The organism is Nocardioides thalensis (genome assembly GCF_013410655.1).
Lineage (GTDB): Bacteria > Actinomycetota > Actinomycetes > Propionibacteriales > Nocardioidaceae > Nocardioides > Nocardioides thalensis.
This window is the reverse complement of the sequence record NZ_JACCFP010000001.1, coordinates 3,709,202-3,726,707: the sequence shown is the minus strand read 5'-3', so window position 1 is coordinate 3,726,707 and position 17,506 is coordinate 3,709,202. Positions and strand designations below refer to the sequence as shown.

Here is a 17,506-nt window from a genome sequence, read left to right as displayed (position 1 = left end):
CGATCGCAGGTCCGGACCGGCGATCGCACCTGGATCGGGGCTAGGGTCGCTCCCGTGAGCATCCGGAGCGCCGTCGAGGCGCGGACCCTCAACGCCCTGCTGGCCCTGCCCGAGCGTGTGCAGCGTCGGCTCGGCGGCCGGCCCGACGTACAGGACGGGGAGCCGCTGGCCGCCGACCTCCAGCTGATGCTGCGCCTGCAGCGGCTCGCCCGCAAGCAGGGCCTGGTCAGCCAGCCCCCGCTCGAGAAGAGCCGGCGCGACATGCTCGAGAACACGAGGGTCGTCGGCGGGCGGCAGCCGATCGGCGAGGTCCGGGAGCTCGAGGTCGCCGGCCTGCCCGCACGGCTCTACGTCCCCACCTCACCCGGGGTGACCTCCGGACCCGGCCCGCTGCTCCTGTTCTTCCACGGCGGCGGCTTCCTCAACGGCGACCTGGAGTCGCACGACCCGCCCTGTCGCGTGCTCGCCGAGGAGTCGGGCGTGCCGGTGCTCGCGGTCGAGTACCACTGCGGCCCCGAGGCCGCGTTCCCCGCCGCGTTCGACGACGCCGTCGCCGCCCACCGCTGGGTGGTCGACAACGCCGAGGAGCTCGACGCCGACCCCGCGCGTCTCGGGGTGGCCGGCGACTCCGCCGGCGGCAACATCGCCGCGTGGACGGCGATCGCAGCCGCCCGGGCCGGTACGCCGCTCGCGTGGCAGCTGCTCATCTACCCGTGCACCGAACCCAGGCGCGCGACGAAGAGCCTGGAGCTGTTCGGCGAGGGCTACTACCTGACCCGCGACTTCATGGACCACGTGAACGACGTCTACCTGCCGACCGACGCCGAGCGCGACGACGAGCGGGTGCAGCTGCTCGCGGCCGACCTGCCGCAGGGCCTCGCGGCGGCGTACGTCGTCACCGCCGGCTTCGACCCGCTCCGCGACGAGGGCGAGAGCTACGCCCGTCGCCTGTCCGACGCGGGCGTGGCGGTCGAGCTCCAGCGCTTCCCCGACCAGATCCACGGCTTCCTCAACATCGTGGGCGTCGGCTCGAGCAGTCGTGCCGCGGTGCTCGAGATCGCCGAGCACGTGCGCAAGGCGCTCGGCTGAGCTTCTCTACAGGGCCGGGCGGTACTGCCGGAGCTGGGCCACGAAGGACGCCGGGTCGACCATGTCGTCGTCGACGACGAGCGGGTCCATGTTGCGGCGCAGGAACCGCACCTGCCAGTAGGAGTCGCCGGGGCTGCCGTCCATCTCCACGCGGGTGGAGTCGTTCTTCAGGTCGAAGCGGTACGACGACCCGCCGCGCTCGGCGTACACCACACCGTTGGTGATGTGGACGTCGACCGGCTGCGACCGGGAGCGGGTGGCCGCGATCGCCAGGCCGATGGTGAGCGCGATCATCACGTAGCCGAACGTGGTGAACAGGTTGCCGTTGAGCAGCGCGAGCAGCGTCACCATGGCGGAGACGACGGCCGTGGAGCCCAGAGCGAGAGAGACGACGCGCGCGTCACCCTCGTCGTCCGCCGGGCTCGTCGGCTCGCCCTCGAAGAAGACCATGTCGTCGTGCGCGGGCCGGCTCTCTGCCTCGGCGCGGAGCCGAGCGACCTCCGCGTCGAGCTCGGCCGCCCGCTTCTCCGCGGCCTCGGCGCGCTTCTCCGCGGACACGCATCTCCGAGCCATCTCGTCGAGCTCGGCGAGCAGCTGCTCCTCGCTGGGGTGCTCTACAGGTCCGGACGCCACTGGCGAAGCGCCTCCGTGAAGCTGCGGGAGTCGACGGTCTTGCTGTCGATCACGACGGGGGCGAGGCTCCGCCGCAGGATGAGGATCCGCCAGCTCTTCTGGCCGGGCTCGCCGACGCGCTCCAGGGTGGTGGACGGGCTGGTGAGGTCGAAGGTGCTGGTCATCTCGCCCTTGGTGACCTTCAGCGTGCCGCGCTCGTCGAGGTGCACCGACCGCGAGGTGCCGCTGGCCCGCAGGGCGTAGAGCAGGAGCACCGCTGCGGTGACCGTCAACGCGGTGGCGAGCGGGATGTCGTCGCGCAGGGTGTCGAGCCAGGCCATCCGGCCGACCACCGCGGCGCACGCGATGGCGACGAGGATCGCGAGCGGAGCGAGGGCGTCGGTGCCGCGCTTGGAGTGGTAGGGCGCGTGCTTGCCCTCGGTGATCACCGTCGGAGCGGCGGTGGCTGCCGGGCGGGCCGTCCTCGCGGCCGGCGCGGTCACGACCGCGACCGCGGCCTCGTCCTGGTCCTCGTCGTGGCCCTCGTCCTCGTCGTCGAGCTCGGCCTCGCCCCGGATCTCGTCGAGCTCGTCGTCACCCTCGAGCTCCGCCTCGTCCTCGGCGAGGGCGTCAGCATCGTCCGGGAAGTCGTCCGTGAAGTCGGCCTCGAAGTCGTCGTCGTCGAGCTCCTCGTCGAAGAACGCGTCGTACTCGTCGTCGACGTCGTCCTCGCCGGCCTCGTCCTCGGCCGCCTCGGCGACCGGCTCGTCGTCGACCTCGACCTCGGCGACGACCTCGTCGGCAGGCTGGTCCTCGACCTCGTCGGCGGGCTCCTCCTCGACCAGGGCGACCTCGTCCGCCGTCGGCTCGTCGGCGAGCAGGTCGGCCGCGGCCGCCCCGGCAGGCGCGACATCGAGCGGGTCGACCTCGTCCTCGGGACGCCAGGAGCTGCGCCACCGGTCGAGCAGCGACTCGCCGATGCCGACCGCGGGACGCGGCTCGGTCGACGCCGGCGCGGCGTCGGCCTCGGCCGGGTCGTCGGGCAGGGCCTGGTCGGTGTCGGTCTCGTCGGCCTCCTGCACCACGCTCGCGAGGGCGGCCTCCTCGACCTCTGCGCGGGCGGCCTCCTCGGCGGCTGCGCGGGCCTCCTCCTCGGCGCGGGCGGCCTGCTCCGCCTCGAGCCGGGCCTCCTCCTCGGCTGCGGCGCGGGCGCGGGCCTCCTCCTCGAGCCGCGCGGCCTCCTCGGCCTCCAGCCGGGCGGCTTCCTCGGCCTCGGCGCGGGCTGCTGCCTCGGCGGCGAGCCGTGCCTCCTCCTCGGCTGCGGCGCGGGCGCGGGCCTCCTCCTCGAGCCGCGCGGCCTCCTCGGCCTCGAGCCGGGCGGCCTCCTCGGCCTCGGCGCGGGCGGCAGCCTCGGCCGCGAGCCGTGCCTCTTCCTCGCGGCGAGCGACCTCGACGGCCTCGAGCCGTGCTGCCTCCTGGGCGTCGGCGGCCGCAGCCGCGGCCGCAGCCACGGCCGCGGTTTCCGCCTGGGCCGCGGACTCGAGTGCGGCAGCGCGGGCCTCGGACACCTCGTGGGCAAGTGCGGCGGCGCGTGCCTCCGCCTCGGCGCGCGCGACCGCCTGAGCGGCGGCCTCGCGCTCGGCCTCGGCTCGCGCGACGGCGTGCTCGAGCGCCCGCTGCTCGGCGCGCAGCAGGTCGGCGCGGACCGCGGCGATCTCCTGCTCGTGGGCGGTGGCCGCCTGACGGGCCTCGGTGAGCGCGGCGGTCGCCGCCTCCGAGCTCTCCAGCGCGACCCGGGCGCGCTCGGCCTGCTCGGCGGCGGCGCGCTCGGCGATCATCCGCTGCTCGTGGGCGTCCTGGGCGAGCCGGGCGTGCTCGGCGGCAGCCTCCGCGGCCGCCTCGGCCAGGGCCCGGGCCCGCTCCTCCGCGTTGGCACGCTCCTCGTGGGCCCGCTGGGCAGCGCGTGCGAACTCCTCGGCCGTCGCCTCGGCCGACTGGCGGGCGGCGGCCGCCTGGGCGGCGAGGTCGCTCTGCTCGCGGGCCAGAGCCTCGGCGGCCTCGCGGTCGGCGTACGCCGCCGCGGCCCGTGCTGCCTGCTCCTGCGCCAGCCGCTCGGCCTCCTCGCGCCGCGACGCCTCGGCGTCGGCGGCCGCGGCGAGGTTGCGGGCGGCCTGCTCGGCGACCTCGCGTGCCTGGGCGGCCCGGAGGGCGGTGGCCTCGGCCTCGGCCAGCGCGCGATGGGCCTCGGCGGCCGTCTCCGCCTGCTCGCGGGCAAGCCGGTCGGCTTCCTCGCGGGCCTGGGCGGCTCGCTGCGCCGCCTCCTCGGCGGCGATCCGCTCGGCCGCCTGCTCGGCGGCTGCGAGCTCCGCGTCGCGCCGGAGCCGGGCTGCCGCTGCGGCGGCGGCCTCGGTGCTGGCGACGTCGACCGCGCCCGGGTCGAGCGGCGGGGGCGCGATTGATCCGGACACGCCCACCGGCTCGTCGACGACCGGACGGGTCGGGCGCGGTCCGGTCTCCTTGCGGCGGTGCCACAACCGCCGGTGGGTGTCGCTCGGGAGCGGCTCGCTGAAGCCCAGGTCGACCGCCTGGGCGATCACGCGTTGCGCGGCGAGCGTGTCGTCGGTGGTGAAGTCGTCGTCGTCCTCCGCGGCCCGTGCCGTCGGGACAGCCGGTGCCGACGCCGCCTCGTCGGCGACCTCCGTGGTCTCGCTGGCGTCGGTCTCGTCATCGGTGTCGATGCCGGTCTCGTCAGCAGGCTGCGGGGCGGCCTCGAGGGGGTCGACCGGTGCGACCGAGGCGTAGGAGAGCGCCGCGAACTCCTCGTCGGCCATCGGCGCCTCACCGTCGGCGTCGGCCTCCGGTCGGTCGGCGGCGCTGTCGGCGAAGGCCGACACGACCAGCTGGTCGATCGACCGGTCGTCGCCCACGGGCTCCGATGCAGCCTCGTCCAGGCGGTCGGTCAGCGGGCTCTTCGAGCGCTCGGCGACGTGGGCCGGGTCCTGCTGCTCCTCCGCACTCGCGAACGACTCGTCCTCGTCGTCGGCGAGGCCCGGCAGGGGCGCGGTCAGCGGGTCGAAGTCGTGGGTGAAGACCGCCTGGCCCGGTTCGGGCTCGTCGTCGGGGGTGCGCTCACCCAGGGAGCCCAGCCGGGACAGCACGACCTCGTCGGCCTCGGACGCGGTCGCGTCCTCGTCGTCGCGGGCGTGCCGGGCGTCACCGGTCAGGGCGGGCTCGTCGTCCTCGTCGTCGCCGGGTGCGTCGGCGGTCGCGACCGCCGACCAGTCGAACTCGTCGTCGCTCGCTGCCGGGCGCGGGCCGGTGCGGCTCTCCACGCTGCCGACGATGTCCTCGTCGGGGTCCTCGTCGATGTCCTGGTCGTGGTCGTCCGCGTGCCCGGGCGCGTCGTCGACAGGGCGGTCGACCGGCAGGTCGTCGGCGTCCTGGTCGTCCTGGTCGTCCTGGTCGCCGATGTCGACGCTGCGGCGGATGATCGCCTCGACGTCCTCCTCGGTCAGCTGGGCGACGACCGGGGCGTCGTCGTGCCGCCGTCGCCAGGGGAGCCCGCCCCGACCGCGCCCACGGCGCGCCGCAGCGTTCCGAGCACCCTCAGGCGTCGGCTCGCCGCTGGTGACGGAGCTCATGTGAACTGATGTTACCGACCGGAAGCCTCCGTGACCGCCGTACTCGAACGTCGGTACTGCACATGGGTGTCCGCCGCCGCGTGCGCGAACTCGAGCCCGCGGTAGACGTGCAACGCCGGTTCGTTGTCCGACTCGACGTACAACACCACCTCGCGGGCGCCGCGGCGGACCAGGAAGTGGAGGCCGGCGAGCGTCAGCTCGCGGCCCAGGCCGCGCCCCTGGGCCGCCGGCGCGATGCCCACGACGTAGACCTCGCCGCGCGTCTCGTCGTGCCGCTTCGTCCAGTGGAAGCCGAGCAGGTCACCGGTCTCGTCGACCGCGAGCAGCAGGCCGGACGGGTCGAACCACGGCTCCCGCATCCTCTCGGCGAGCCCGGCCTCGTCGAGCGAGCCCTGCTCGGGGTGGTCGGCGAACGCAGCGGCGTTGACGGCCAGGATCGCGGCGTCGTCGGTGCCGCCGGCGTAGGACCGGATCGTCACGCCGGGCAGTGGTGCCTGCTCGGGCAGGGGCACGTCGCTGGGCCGGCGCATGACCCACAGCTCGCGCACCCGGTCGAGACCGGACCGCTGCGCGATCACGGCCGCGGCGGGGTGGTCGCCGTGCGACCACGCCGACAGTGGGCCCGGCTCCGCGAGCGCCGCGGCCGCCAGCCGCCCCCCGAGGCCGTGGCCCCGCGCGTCGGGCGCGACCGCGAGGTCCAGCTGCCCGTCCCGGCGGACGGCGAACCCGTCCGAGGTCACCCAGCTGGCGGCGCCGTCCAGGCCGTCGTGCTTGAGGCGCAGGTGACCGGCCTCGTCGACCGGGTCGTTGCCGTCGGCCGCGAGGCAGCGGCGTCGTACGTCGTGGACGGCGTCGAGCGCCGCCGCCCCATCGAGCAGCTCGAGCTCCGCGGTGGCCATCCCTCGACCATAGCCAGCGCCGAGTCGGCTCGTGTTCACGCGGGTACGACGTCGAGTCGGCTGGTGATCACGCGCCGACTCGGCAGAAGCTCGCTGGCGGACGGCGCTGAGTCGGCAGAAGTTGGCGACCAGCGCCGGCCGACTTGGCTACCCGGCCGCGTGGGTCGCTTCGCTCCCCGCGGCCGGTTCTGCCTGTGTGTCGTTTGCCGATTCCTCGCGGCTGGACGGGAGGACGAAGCGGTAGCCGACGTTGCGGACGGTGCCGATGAGCGTCTCGTTCTCGGGGCCGAGCTTGGCGCGCAGCCGGCGGACGTGGACGTCGACGGTGCGGGTGCCGCCGAAGTAGTCGTAGCCCCAGACCTCCTGGAGCAGCTGCTGGCGCGAGAACACCCGGCCCGGGTGCTGCGCGAGGAACTTCAGCAGCTCGAACTCCTTGAACGTCAGGTCGAGCACCCGGCCGCCGACCTTCGCGGTGTAGGTCGCGTCGTCGACGACGACCTCGCCGGAGCGGATGACGTGGGCCTCGGGATCGGCCGCCTCGCGGGCGGCGGTGAGCCGGCCGATGGCCAGCTTGATCCGCGCCTCGAGCTCGGCGGGGCCGCAGGTGTGCAGCACGACGTCGTCCATGCCCCAGTCGTGGCTGACGACGGCGAGGCCGCCCTCGGTCGCGACGAGGATCACCGGGACGTCGGTGCCGGTGGTGCGGATGAGCCGGCACAGGTCACGGGAGCCGGCCAGGTCGTGCCGCCCGTCGACGAGGAGCAGGTCGGCGTCGGGCGCCTCGAGGAGCGCGCTGCCCTCGGCAGGCAGGATCTTCACCTGGTGGCCCAGCAGCGCGAGGCCGGGCAGGACCTCGGCCGAGGGCTGCAGCGCGCTGGTGAGCAGCAGGAGTGTGCTCATGGTGGCCTCCTCTCGGCACCAGCGCGGGAGGGCGCAGAGGGCGGTGCCGGATCGAGAGACCGAAACGCAACGCTGGGCTCCGGCCGGTTTTCCTTTCGGGGACCCTAGCCGAAATCGGCCCGACACGGGGAGGATCACCACGTGAATGAGATGCAGGTCATCCGGGTCCACTACTGGGCCGCCGCACGATCTGCGGCCGGCACCGCCGAGGACGTGATCGACGTCCCGGGCCCGCTCACGCTCGCGCAGCTCAAGGAGGAGGTCGTACGCCGCCACGCCGGCTCACGCCTCGGCGAGGTGATCCAGGTGTGCTCGGTGCTGCTCGGGGACCAGCCGGTCGCGACCCGCGACGCGGCCGAGGTCGAGGTCCCGCCGGGCTCGACCGTCGAGTTCCTTCCTCCCTTCGCCGGAGGCTGACCTAGACTCGCGACTCGCGCCGCCGGTGAGACCGGTACCCCACCGGGAAGAGAGAGACGTGGCTGAGAAGGCTGGGCCGATCGCGACACGAGACACTCGTGCGATCGTCGACCCGACGGGCGCGCCCGCCGGTGGCCGCGGCTCGATCCTGCCCCCGACGATCCTGCTCGCGCTGGTGGCCGTTGCGCTGGCGGTCGTCGCCACGAGCGGAGGCCTGCTCGAGGCCGTCCTCGCATGCGGCGCGGCGGCGTACATCCTGGTGCTGGTGATCATCGGCCGGGAGCGGACCGCCGTGCTCACCCTGATGGCCGCGTTCGCGACGGCGCCGATGTACAAGGGCCTGGCGCCCGCCGGCAGCACGGCGACGCCGACCGACGGCCTGCTCGTGCTGGGGTTCCTGCTGCTGATCCCCAACCTGCTCCGGGGCCGGCTCCGGCTCCCGCTGACCTACGTCATCGGCGTCTCGATCATCACGATCGCCGGACTGGTCGCGACCGTGCTCTCCGAGGAGCAGCTGCTCAGCGCGATCGCGCTGGTCTTCTGGCTCGCGGTGATGATCGGCCTGCCGGCGTTCATCATCATGTGGGCTCCCTCGTCGCGGGTGCTGCAGATCCTGGCGTGGAGCTATGTCATCGGGCACTTCATCAGCTGGGCGGGCGGCATCGCGCAGGGCCACGTGACCAACGGCCGTCACTTCGGCATGACCAACCACCCGAACTTCTTCGGGCAGGCGGCGCTCATGTCGGTCGGCCTGCTGATCTACCTGCTCTTCCGCCACCGCTCGACGATCGGCCGCGTGTGCGTGCTGGGGGCCGCCGCCCTGTGCGGGATCTCGATCATGTTCAGCGGCAGCCGCGCGGCCGTGCTGGTCGTCGCCGGCGTGTTCGTCCTGTTCCCGCTCGTCGAGCGCTCGGCGCTCAGCGGCCTGCTCATGGGCCTGGTCGCCGGTCTCGGCGTGGCCTGCCTGCCGCTGGTGGTCGAGCTCGGCGCCGACATCCCGGCCATCGAGCGGCTCCTCGGCAACGAGTCGACGGCCGGATCCAACATCGCACGCTCCGAGGGCGTCGAGACCGCGGTCGACCGGTTCTGGGCGAGCCCGTGGTTCGGCGACGGCCTGATCGACCTGTTCGACATCCACAACAACTTCCTGGAGGTCCTCGTCGGCATCGGCGTCGTCGGGACCGTCGGCTATCTCTTCGTGATCTTCGCGTTCGCCCGGCCGCTGTTCAGCTCCTCGGTCCACCGCCGGCTCTGCTACGCGATGTGGATCTACGTCGCCTGGGGCTTCTTCGTGCCGAGCCTCTACGACCGCAGCATCTGGATCCCGATCGCGATGAGCGCGATCGCCTGGTTCACGCCGTCGTCGACGGACGAGGCTGAGCCAGCTGGGCGAACACCATCAGGGTCGGCTGCAACCGCGGCGGCGTGAGCCGGTCGACCAGCGACGCCGCCCGCCAGGCCGCGGTGCTCGAGCCGGCGTACTGCGGCTCGCTCGCGTGGCCGTAGACGAAGAGGTTCCACCGGTCGGCGGGGAACAGCCGGGCGAGGTCGCGGCGGGTGTTCATCGCGTAGCGGGTCGGAAAAACGTCGCGCTCCTGGCGCCCGGGCTGGAGCTTCTCGAGCACGCGCACGTGCAGGTCGTTGGGCACCATCCGCGCGCCGACGCCGATCATGCCCCACTTGTTGGGCGTGCGACCCGCGAACCAGCCGCCGGGCCGGAGCACCCGCTGGAGCTCGCTGACGACGAACGGGGCGTCGGCGTGGTCGACGTGCTCGAGCACGTGGTCGGCGAAGACCAGGTCGAACGCGTCGTCGGCCAGCGGCAGCCGCTCACCGGGGGTGATCACGTGGGCCTCGTCGACGGACGGGTTCTCCGTCACCACTTCGTCGACGTCGACGCCGACGACGCGGTGCCCGGCGGCCCGGAAGTCACGCAGCCGGCGGTGGTACGGCGACAGCGGCGCGTCCGTCCAGCCCCCGCGGCCGGCGCCGAAGTCGAGCACGTCGGCCTTGTCGGGGAGCAGCGCGTTGATGCGGGAGAAGAACTCCACGAAGCCGTCGTGACGGGTGAAGCCGCCGGCGACCACCTCGGGGTAGAGGCGGGCGAGCGGGTGGTCGGGGTCGAGGTCGTCGCGCACGGGGGAGTGGCCTCTCAGTCGGGTCAGTCGGGATAGCCGAGCCGCTTGGCGAGGCCGGGGATGATCTCCTCGATCGCCGCGTAGTGCTCGGGGCCGAAGATCTCGCGGAAGCTCGAGCGGTCGACCCGGTAGTGGGACTCGCCGTCGCCGCGCTGCGCGAGGTCGGCGGCCTGGAGCGCGTCGCGCGACACGTCGTTGAGCACGGTCTCGAGCGCCTCGGGCTTGAGGAAGACACCGCAGTGCTCGAGCATCCGCGGCACCTCGGTGCGCGGGTCGTGGTCGATGTCCTCGAGCCGGAACGTCGCGATCGTCGGGTCGTCGACGCCGACCCAGGTCTCGATCTCCCGCAGCCGCGGCGCCGCCTGGTCGATGAGGCGCAGCAGGCCCTCCTCGATCGGGATGTGCCGGAGCTCCTCGCGGAACACCTCGAGCTCGGGGATGTGCACCTTGCGGTGGGTCTTGGTCGCCGAGAAGTAGCCGCTGACGACGAGCTCGCGCGGGTCGCGGAACATGTAGACGGTGCGGTGGTTCCACGGCTTCGGCCAGTCCCGGAACTCCGGATAGCTCATGTAGATGCCCGGCACGAACGTGCCCGGCGGGAACGCGCGGACGCGCACCATCTGGTAGTCGAGCTGCGGCAGCGTGAACAGGCCCGTCTCCGCGCGCACCAGCGGGTGGTGGAACAGGTGCTTCATCCACTGGCTGCCCGCCTTGGGCGAGCCCGCGGCGTAGATGTTGGCGATCTCCGGGATGTTGGTCCCGGCGGCGGTGAGTGCGGCACCGCGCACCCGTGCGGCCACCTGCACCCCGCGCTTGAGGCCGGAGCGACCGGCTTCCCACTGGACCACCCGGGTCGCCCACTCGCGCAGCCCGGATCCTTCGGTCGTCGGCATGGCGCGCACTCTACATACGGAAACACTAGGCTCGCGGCCGACTGAACAACTCCCCGAGACACCGGGGCGATGGAACTGCTCCGAGGGGAAACGTGGGAAGCCAAGCCGGTGCCGGGCGGCGCCTGAGCGTGATCACGATCGACCAGATCGTGTCCGGAGCGTCCAACCTGCTCATCGCGCTGCTGTCGGCGCACCTGCTCGGCACGGCCGCCTTCGGCTACTTCGGCCTGATCCTGGTGATCTACGCAGGCGCGCAGGGGGTCACCCGCTCGCTCGTGGGCGACCCGCTCCTCGTGCACCCCGACGACGCGCGCAACCGGGTGGGCGCGCCGGTCTCGAGCGCACTGGTGCTCGGCGTCGGCATGGGCGCCCTGATCCTGGCGCTCGCCGGCGTCCTCCACCTGGCGGACCTCCCGCTGGCCCCCGAGATGCTCATCCTCGGCCTCGCGTTCCCCGGCCTGATCCTCCACGACCTCGGGCGCTACCTCGGGTTCGCCGTGCAGCGACCGTCGCTCTCGCTGGTGCTCGACCTGACCTGGCTGGTGCTGAGCACGACGGCGTTCGTGGCCGTGATCGCCCTCGACGACATCTCGCTGACCTGGTTCACGCTGGCGTGGGTCGGACCGGGCGCGCTCGCCTCCCTGCTGGTGTTCGCCCAGCACCGGATCCGCCTCGGTGGCGCGCGGGCGTGGCTGCGGGAGCGCTGGTCGTTCTCCTGGCGCTACCTGATGTCCTACCTCGCGACCCAGGGCGCGGTGCTGGGCTTCTCGGTCACCGTCGCGGCGGTCGCGGGCGCCTTCGCGCTCGGCGCCGTGCGCGGCGCCCTGCTGCTCATCCGCCCCTACATGACGTTCCAGACCGCGGCCGTCGCCGCCGGGGTCTCCGAGATCGCCAACGACGCGGACCCCGCGGCGGCCTCGCGCCACCTTCGCCGTACGACGGTGCTGGCGATGTCGATCGGGCTCGTCAACGTGGCGGTCCTCCTGCTGATCCCGGACTCCGTGGGCCAGCTGGTGCTCGCGGACACGTGGTTCGCCACCGAGCCGCTCCTCGTCGCCGCGTCGCTCCACATCCTGTGCCTCGGGCTCGTCGCGGGACCGCGCTCCTACCTCAACGGGACCCGCGCGATCCGCACCACGACGACCCTCGACATCGCGACGACGTTCGGCGTCGTGGCCACGGGAACGATCGGCGTCTTCGTCGACGGCGCCCTCGGTGCCTACTGGGGAACCGCCATCGGCCAGGGTGTCGCAGCTGCCATCTGGTGGACCGTTCTCGGACTCCGCCGCAAGCGCTCGAAGATGCCGTAACCTCGCGACGGCACGCGACGTTGGGACACGACGTTGGGGGGCCGACGGCAGGAGGAATGGTGCGACTAGGTACGGCCCTGAACGCGGTACGCCTGAAGGCGTCGTGGGCGATCCGCGACCGGTTCCCCGACCGCAAGGTGGTCCGCAACATCCAGGGCGTCGAGATGGTGCTGCCGTGGTCGCACCACCTCCCCGACTACACGCGCGGCGACTCGCCGTACGGCAAGAACCTGGTCGCGCTGGCCGCCGGCCTGGCGGCCACCGGCGACGAGCTCACCGTGCTCGACATCGGCGCCAACGTCGGCGACTCGGCGCTGCAGATCCTCGACGCCGCCGGCGGTCGCGTCCTGTGCGTCGAGGGTGACCCCTACTACTTCGAGTACCTCGACCTCAACGTCGGCACCGACGAGCGGGTGACCGTCGTCGAGGCGCTGCTCGCGACCGGCGAGACCGCCGAAGCGCTCACGCCCGTGCGGTCGGGCGGCACCACCCGCTTCGAGGTCGCCGGCGAGTCGGTCGGCGTACCGACGGTCTCCGCCGCCGACCTGCGCGCGGCGCACCCCGAGTTCGCGCGGCTGCGGCTCGCGAAGTCCGACACCGACGGCTACGAGGTGCTCCTGGTGCCGGCGATCGCGAAGGCGTGGGCCGACCAGCCTCCCGTGCTGTTCTTCGAGTACGACCGCCGCCTGACCCGGATGGCCGGCAACGACCCGGAGCCGATCTGGGACGAGCTCGCCGCGCTGGGCTACGACACCGTCGCGATCTGGGACAACGGCGGCCGTGCGCTCGGGCGGGCGCCGATCGCCGACCTCCCGCGACTCTCGCAGCAGGTCGACCCGACCGGCCCCCGCGACCGCCGCTACTGGGACGTCGCCGTCACGCACGCCGACGACGCCGCGGCCCGCGAGGTCCTCCACCGACTGGTCCCCGAGACGATGGGAGAGCACGCGTCGTGATCGTCAACCTGCTCCGCAGGATCTGGCACCGCCTGATGGCGGCTCGGGACGCGGTGGTCGGCCGCAACGAGGCCCAGCTCAAGCGCCTGACCCGCGCCGGCCGGGTGACCATGGGCGAGCACACGTACGGCGTGCCGATCATCATGAGCTACATGCTCGACGAGACGAAGCTCCACGTCGGCAAGTACTGCTCGCTGTCGGAGACCGCGCAGATCATGCTCGGCGGGCAGCACCCCACCGACACCGTCAGCCAGTACCCGTTCCGCATCAACTGGCGGATGCCCGGCGCGGGCAAGGACGGCAACCCGGTGCCGTCCGAGGACACCTACATCGGCAACGACGTCATCATCTACCAGCGCGCGTTCATCCGGAGCGGCGTCAAGATCGGCGACGGCGCGGTGATCGCCGGCGGTGCGATCGTCACCAAGGACGTCCCGCCCTACGCCGTGATGGGCGGCGCGCCCGCGCGGGTGCTGAAGTACCGCGCGACCCCCGAGCAGATCGAGGCCCTGCTCGAGATCAAGTGGTGGGACTGGCCCGACGAGGAGGTGAAGGCCGCCGTGCCGCTGCTCGCCAGCAAGGACATCGACGGCTTCATCGCCTACGCCCGCGAGAAGCAGGGAGCGACCCGCCATGGCTGAGCCGACCTACTGCACGGTCCTCGCCGAGAACTACCTGCCCAAGGCGCTGGCGCTCGCCGACAGCGTGCGCCGCCACCAGGGCGGCGCCGAGCTCGTCATCTTCCTGATCGACGCCGAGCACGCCGACGACCACCAGCTGCCCGACCTGCCGGGCGTGCGCATCGTCGGCACGGACTTCCTCGGCCTCCCGCTCGAGAAGATCCGGGCGATGACGACCTACTACGAGCTGGTCGAGTTCGCCACGGCCGTCAAGCCGCTGCTGTTCAAGCGCCTGCTCGAGGACAACGACCAGGTCTTCTACCTCGACCCCGACACCTACGTGACCTCGGCGATGTCCGAGCTGCCCGGGGAGCTCGCGGCCAGCGAGGGCGGCGTCCTGCTCACCTCCCACTTCCTGCACCCGCTGCCGCCCGAGGCCCCGGCGACCGAGGGTCATCAGCTCGCGGTCGGCATCTACAACCTCGGCTTCTGCGGCTTCGACCGCCGCGGGATCCCGGCGCTGGACTGGTGGTGGGCCCGGCTGGAGTGGGACTGCCTCGTCGACTTCATGAGCGGTCTGTTCGTGGACCAGAAGTGGATGGACGTCGGCGCCGACCTGTTCCGCGCGCGCAGCCTGCGCCACCACGGCTACAACGTGGGCGTCCTCAACCTGCACGAGCGCCCGCTCGCCCACGACGACCAGGGCTACGCGATCCGCGGCACCGACGAGCGGCTGCGGCTGTTCCACTTCCACGCGTTCGACCCGCACCAGCCGCTCGCGCTGTCGACGCGCTTCGAGGGCGCTACCGGCGACCACATCGAGGACCAGCGCGACGCCGTCGAGGCGCTGTGCCTGGAGTACGCCGAGGCGGTGCTCAAGCACCAGGCGCAGCTCCCCGAGGCGCCGGCCTATCGCTACAACGTCGACACCCGCGGCCGCCGCATCCCGCGGCTGCTGCGCCGCGCGTGGCGCGTGCAGGCGCAGGCCGGCCAGGTGCCGCCGTCGCCGTTCGACCCCGCCCAGGCGGCCGCCTACGACAAGTGGCGCCGCCGCGCCTGGTCGACCGTCGGCCGTGAGCTGGCGGGCGACGTCGCGAAGGGCGCACGGATGTCCCTGGTCGACGAGTTCGTGGCGGTCCAGCAGCGGTTCCCGCGGCTGGTGTCGGCCGTCCGCGGCCGGGTCGCCGGCAAGACCGGCATCTGGGGGTAGCCCCTCGCTCCGGGCGGCGCGACGTACCTGACGAATCGGCTGCTCTCGAAGTCGATTCGCGACCAATACGTCAGGTGCCTCGCGCCCCCGGCGACGTACCTGACGAAATGGCTCTTAGTGACGTCGATTCACGACCGAAACGTCAGGTACGCCGGAGCACGATCCGGTCAGCTCTTGATGCCCTCGACGAACCAGCTGTCCTCACGCTGCTCGACGTCGGCCAGGTGGGGGAGCTTGCCTTCGCGGAACGAGTACTCGGTGAGGTCGCCGAAGCCCGCCTCGGTCATCAGGGACTTCACCAGGCCGCGGGTCGGCTGCCAGCGGTGCCAGTTGGAGCCGCCGACGAACGCCACCAGGCGCTTGCCCGAGGGGCGGCTCTCCGGGTGGGCGCGGAGCATCTCGCCGTACTGGATGCCGGCCTTGCCCTCCGGGTCGTCGCCGGCCTCCAGGAGGTCGCGCGCGAACTGCTCGGCGTCGGGCAGTGCGAGCCGCATCATGCCGCCGGGCTTGAGCACGCGGGCGCACTCGGCGAGGAACTTCCGGGCGTCCTCGAGGAAGAGGTGCTCGAGCATGTGGGAGGAGTAGACCGCGTCGGCGGTGCCGTCGGCGAGCGGAAGCGGCTTGGACAGGTCGCGCCGGATGATGTTCTCCGGCCAGTCGATCATGTGCGCGTCGTGGAGCACGCCGACCTTGCGCAGGGCCTTGCGGACCCGCGGCGCCTTCCGCAGCACCATCATCGGCGAGCGGTCGATGTTGATCCACGTCTTCGGCGCGTGGTGGCCGCAGCCGAGGTTGAGCAGGACGCCGCCGGGCCAGTCGGCCGGGTCGATCAGCTTGTCGCTCATGCGGGCTGCTCCATCGTCTTGCGCCAGAAGGCTCCGTTGCCGTCGATGTCGACGATCTCCTCGGTGATGCCGTGCTGCTTGCGGTAGTCGTGCACCGCGGCACCTGCCTGCTCGGGGAGCGTGCCGTAGTCGTCGATGATGCAGAAGCCGCCCGGCGAGAGCTTCGGGTAGAGCGCCTCCAGGGCCTGCCAGGTCGACTCGTAGAGGTCGCCGTCGAGACGGATCAGCGAGTACGACTCCGCCGGCGCGGTGGGGAGCGTGTCCTTGAACCACCCGACGAGGAACTCGACCTGCTCGTCGAGCAGGCCGTAGCGCTCGAAGTTGTGCTTGACGATCTCGACCCCGACGTTGAGGCCGGTCTGCTTGTAGAACCAGTCGCCCTTGTCGGCCGGGTAGTCCTTCGGGTTCGGCTTGGGGAGCCCCTCGAACGAGTCGGCGAGCCAGACCTTGCGGGAGGTGTCGCCCCAGGCCTTGAGGTTGCCGGCCATGAAGATGCACGCGCCGCCGCGCCAGACGCCGGTCTCGATCAGGTCGCCGGGCACGCCGTCCACCATGATCCGCTCGATGCAGTCCTGGATGTTCTGCATGCGCAGCAGGCCGATCATCGACTCCGCGCGCGAGGGCCAGTCGTTGCCGTGCTGGCGCGCCTTGGGGTCGTAGGGCTTCTTGTAGGCGATCTCGAACCCGAAGCGGGTGGCGAGCCGGCCGACGGCGTCGGCGGCCTGCTTCTTGCGCGAGGGCGAGCCGGCGGTGCGGACACCGCCGAGGATCGAGTCGTTGTCCTCGGCGACGGCGCCGGTGAGGCTCCGCTTGAGCAGGTCGAGGTAGAGCGCGCGCAGGGCGTCGGCGCCCACAGGGGGGAGGGTCACGCCGCGGAACGCTAGCAGTCCATCGGCTTCCATCTCGGCGGTTGAGCGAAAGGAGTCCGACCCGTTCACAAGATCCCCTGCCGCAGCGCGTCCTTGATCCACGGGATCAGCTCGTCGAGCATCTCGTCGAGGGTCACCCGCGCCTCGAACCCGAGGAGCTCGCGGGCCTTGTCGACCGACGGGATGCGCTTCTGGACGTCGTTCTCGAACGCGGGGTCGCTGACGTAGCGGAACGGCTCGTCGGGTCCCTTGATCCGCGTCCAGATCGCCTCGGCGAGCTCCAGGACGGTCGTCGCGACCGGCGTGGAGATGTTGAAGTCCTCGTTGAGCGCGGCGTCGTGCTCGAGCGTCGCGATGATGCCCGCCGCCAGGTCGGAGCCGTGGGTGTAGCAGCGCACCTGCGACCCGTCGCCCAGGATGTGCAGCGGGTCCTGGCCCTTGAGCAGCTTCTGGATGATGTCGGGCACGACGTGGCTCAGCGCCAGCCGCACGTTGCCCGACTGCTCCTCGACGTCGCCGACCGCTCGTCGCTCGCCGACGCCGACGGCGTTGAACGGCCGCACGATCGTGTACGGCACCTTGTACTGCTGCCACGCGGCGCGTGCCCAGTACTCCACCGCGAGCTTCTGGAAGCCGTAGCTGTTGGCGGGCGGCGGGATCGTGAGCTCGTCACCCTCGACGGACGGCCACCGGTCGGTCGAGCCGTAGGCCATCGAGCTGGACACGTACGTGACCTTCTTGAGCGGTCCGCCCTTGCCGACCACGTTGATCGCCGCGTCGCAGGAGGCGCCCATGATCGCCTCGTTGATCGACATCAGGTCGTAGGCGTGCTTGTTGAAGTACGCGATGCCGCCGATCATCGCGGCCGCCGCGACGAAGTGGTCGCAGCCCTCGAGGAGCTTCTCGACCAGCTGCGCGTCGCGGGCGTCGCCCTCGGTGAAGTGGTAGTTGGGGTGGTCGTCGTAGGACTTCGTGATGCGGCCGTACTTGGAGTAGTTGTCGAGCCCGACGACCTCCCAGCCGCGGTCGAGCATCGCTTCGACGAGGTAGCCGCCGATGAAACCGGCGGAGCCGGTCATGAGAACGCGGGTCAAGACGTGCCTTTCG

Annotated in this window: 16 protein-coding genes; 7 read left to right on the top strand and 9 right to left on the bottom strand. The window is 72.3% G+C overall.

Going from position 1 to position 17,506, the window contains the following annotated elements:
* The first annotated feature begins 54 nt into the window (after nucleotides 1-54).
* Entirely contained in the window at nucleotides 55-1,089 is a 1,035-nt protein-coding gene (locus tag HNR19_RS18125) for an alpha/beta hydrolase fold domain-containing protein (RefSeq protein ID WP_179669213.1), read from the top strand.
* Nucleotides 1,090-1,095: 6 nt separating this feature from the next.
* On the opposite strand, the gene HNR19_RS18120 is transcribed toward HNR19_RS18125, so the two are convergent.
* The 4 genes from HNR19_RS18120 to HNR19_RS18105 form a co-directional block, all read right to left on the bottom strand.
* Nucleotides 1,096-1,722, bottom strand: a complete 627-nt coding sequence (locus HNR19_RS18120) for a hypothetical protein (protein ID WP_179669212.1) — start codon at nucleotides 1,720-1,722, stop codon at nucleotides 1,096-1,098.
* Nucleotides 1,704-5,342 carry a hypothetical protein gene (locus tag HNR19_RS18115; protein WP_179669211.1) on the bottom strand — a complete coding sequence of 1,213 codons (3,639 nt, stop codon included), beginning with the start codon at nucleotides 5,340-5,342 and terminating at the stop codon, nucleotides 1,704-1,706. The genes HNR19_RS18120 and HNR19_RS18115 overlap by 19 nt, the downstream gene beginning before the upstream one ends.
* Nucleotides 5,343-5,353: 11 nt before the next feature.
* Nucleotides 5,354-6,241 (bottom strand): mycothiol synthase, encoded by an 888-nt coding sequence (gene mshD, locus HNR19_RS18110; RefSeq protein ID WP_179669210.1) that lies wholly within the window; start codon nucleotides 6,239-6,241, stop codon nucleotides 5,354-5,356.
* Nucleotides 6,242-6,388: 147 nt separating this feature from the next.
* The gene (locus tag HNR19_RS18105) at nucleotides 6,389-7,141 is read right to left on the bottom strand and encodes a response regulator transcription factor (protein WP_179669209.1); all 753 of its coding nucleotides are present in this window, start codon (nucleotides 7,139-7,141) and stop codon (nucleotides 6,389-6,391) included.
* Between the two features lie 150 nt (nucleotides 7,142-7,291).
* Between HNR19_RS18105 and HNR19_RS18100 the strand changes: the two genes are divergently transcribed.
* Both HNR19_RS18100 and HNR19_RS18095 read left to right on the top strand, forming a co-directional pair.
* Nucleotides 7,292-7,558 carry a MoaD/ThiS family protein gene (locus tag HNR19_RS18100; protein WP_179670367.1) on the top strand — a complete coding sequence of 89 codons (267 nt, stop codon included), beginning with the start codon at nucleotides 7,292-7,294 and terminating at the stop codon, nucleotides 7,556-7,558.
* Between the two features lie 58 nt (nucleotides 7,559-7,616).
* Nucleotides 7,617-8,987, top strand: coding sequence for an O-antigen ligase family protein (locus HNR19_RS18095; protein ID WP_179669208.1), 1,371 nt, complete (start codon nucleotides 7,617-7,619; stop codon nucleotides 8,985-8,987).
* On the opposite strand, the gene HNR19_RS18090 is transcribed toward HNR19_RS18095, so the two are convergent.
* The gene (locus HNR19_RS18090) at nucleotides 8,911-9,696 is read right to left on the bottom strand and encodes a methyltransferase domain-containing protein (protein ID WP_179669207.1); all 786 of its coding nucleotides are present in this window, start codon (nucleotides 9,694-9,696) and stop codon (nucleotides 8,911-8,913) included. The genes HNR19_RS18095 and HNR19_RS18090 overlap by 77 nt on opposite strands.
* 23 nt (nucleotides 9,697-9,719) lie before the next feature.
* Nucleotides 9,720-10,589, bottom strand: a complete 870-nt coding sequence (locus tag HNR19_RS18085; RefSeq protein WP_179669206.1) for a sulfotransferase domain-containing protein — start codon at nucleotides 10,587-10,589, stop codon at nucleotides 9,720-9,722.
* 92 nt (nucleotides 10,590-10,681) lie between these two features.
* On the opposite strand from HNR19_RS18085, the gene HNR19_RS18080 reads away from it, so the two are divergent.
* The 4 genes from HNR19_RS18080 to HNR19_RS18065 are packed head-to-tail and all read left to right on the top strand — an operon-like array spanning nucleotide 10,682 to nucleotide 14,685.
* Nucleotides 10,682-11,899 (top strand): MATE family efflux transporter, encoded by a 1,218-nt coding sequence (locus tag HNR19_RS18080; protein WP_179669205.1) that lies wholly within the window; start codon nucleotides 10,682-10,684, stop codon nucleotides 11,897-11,899.
* 59 nt (nucleotides 11,900-11,958) lie between these two features.
* Entirely contained in the window at nucleotides 11,959-12,855 is an 897-nt protein-coding gene (locus tag HNR19_RS18075) for an FkbM family methyltransferase (protein ID WP_179669204.1), read from the top strand.
* The gene (locus HNR19_RS23635) at nucleotides 12,852-13,496 is read left to right on the top strand and encodes a CatB-related O-acetyltransferase (RefSeq protein WP_343047264.1); all 645 of its coding nucleotides are present in this window, start codon (nucleotides 12,852-12,854) and stop codon (nucleotides 13,494-13,496) included. Before HNR19_RS18075 ends, HNR19_RS23635 begins: the two co-directional genes overlap by 4 nt.
* Nucleotides 13,489-14,685 (top strand): hypothetical protein, encoded by a 1,197-nt coding sequence (locus HNR19_RS18065; protein ID WP_179669203.1) that lies wholly within the window; start codon nucleotides 13,489-13,491, stop codon nucleotides 14,683-14,685. Before HNR19_RS23635 ends, HNR19_RS18065 begins: the two co-directional genes overlap by 8 nt.
* Before the next feature lie 167 nt (nucleotides 14,686-14,852).
* On the opposite strand, the gene HNR19_RS18060 is transcribed toward HNR19_RS18065, so the two are convergent.
* The 3 genes from HNR19_RS18060 to HNR19_RS18050 form a co-directional block, all read right to left on the bottom strand.
* Entirely contained in the window at nucleotides 14,853-15,530 is a 678-nt protein-coding gene (locus HNR19_RS18060) for a class I SAM-dependent methyltransferase (RefSeq protein ID WP_179669202.1), read from the bottom strand.
* Entirely contained in the window at nucleotides 15,527-16,399 is an 873-nt protein-coding gene (locus tag HNR19_RS18055; protein ID WP_218910307.1) for a TylF/MycF/NovP-related O-methyltransferase, read from the bottom strand. The genes HNR19_RS18060 and HNR19_RS18055 overlap by 4 nt, the downstream gene beginning before the upstream one ends.
* Nucleotides 16,400-16,464: 65 nt before the next feature.
* Nucleotides 16,465-17,493, bottom strand: coding sequence for an NAD-dependent epimerase/dehydratase family protein (locus HNR19_RS18050; protein ID WP_246303543.1), 1,029 nt, complete (start codon nucleotides 17,491-17,493; stop codon nucleotides 16,465-16,467).
* Nucleotides 17,494-17,506: the final 13 nt, after the last annotated feature.

What these genes read in the sequence shown, in the direction of transcription:
- HNR19_RS18105 (WP_179669209.1), bottom strand. Translation starts at nt 7,141, where the DNA reads ATGAGCACACTCCTGCTGCTCACCAGCGCGCTGCAGCCCTCGGCCGAG.
- HNR19_RS18065 (WP_179669203.1), top strand. Translation starts at nt 13,489, where the DNA reads ATGGCTGAGCCGACCTACTGCACGGTCCTCGCCGAGAACTACCTGCCC.
- HNR19_RS18100 (WP_179670367.1), top strand. Translation starts at nt 7,292, where the DNA reads ATGCAGGTCATCCGGGTCCACTACTGGGCCGCCGCACGATCTGCGGCC.
- HNR19_RS18060 (WP_179669202.1), bottom strand. Translation starts at nt 15,530, where the DNA reads ATGAGCGACAAGCTGATCGACCCGGCCGACTGGCCCGGCGGCGTCCTG.
- HNR19_RS18115 (WP_179669211.1), bottom strand. Translation starts at nt 5,342, where the DNA reads ATGAGCTCCGTCACCAGCGGCGAGCCGACGCCTGAGGGTGCTCGGAAC.
- HNR19_RS18085 (WP_179669206.1), bottom strand. Translation starts at nt 10,589, where the DNA reads ATGCCGACGACCGAAGGATCCGGGCTGCGCGAGTGGGCGACCCGGGTG.
- mshD (WP_179669210.1), bottom strand. Translation starts at nt 6,241, where the DNA reads ATGGCCACCGCGGAGCTCGAGCTGCTCGATGGGGCGGCGGCGCTCGAC.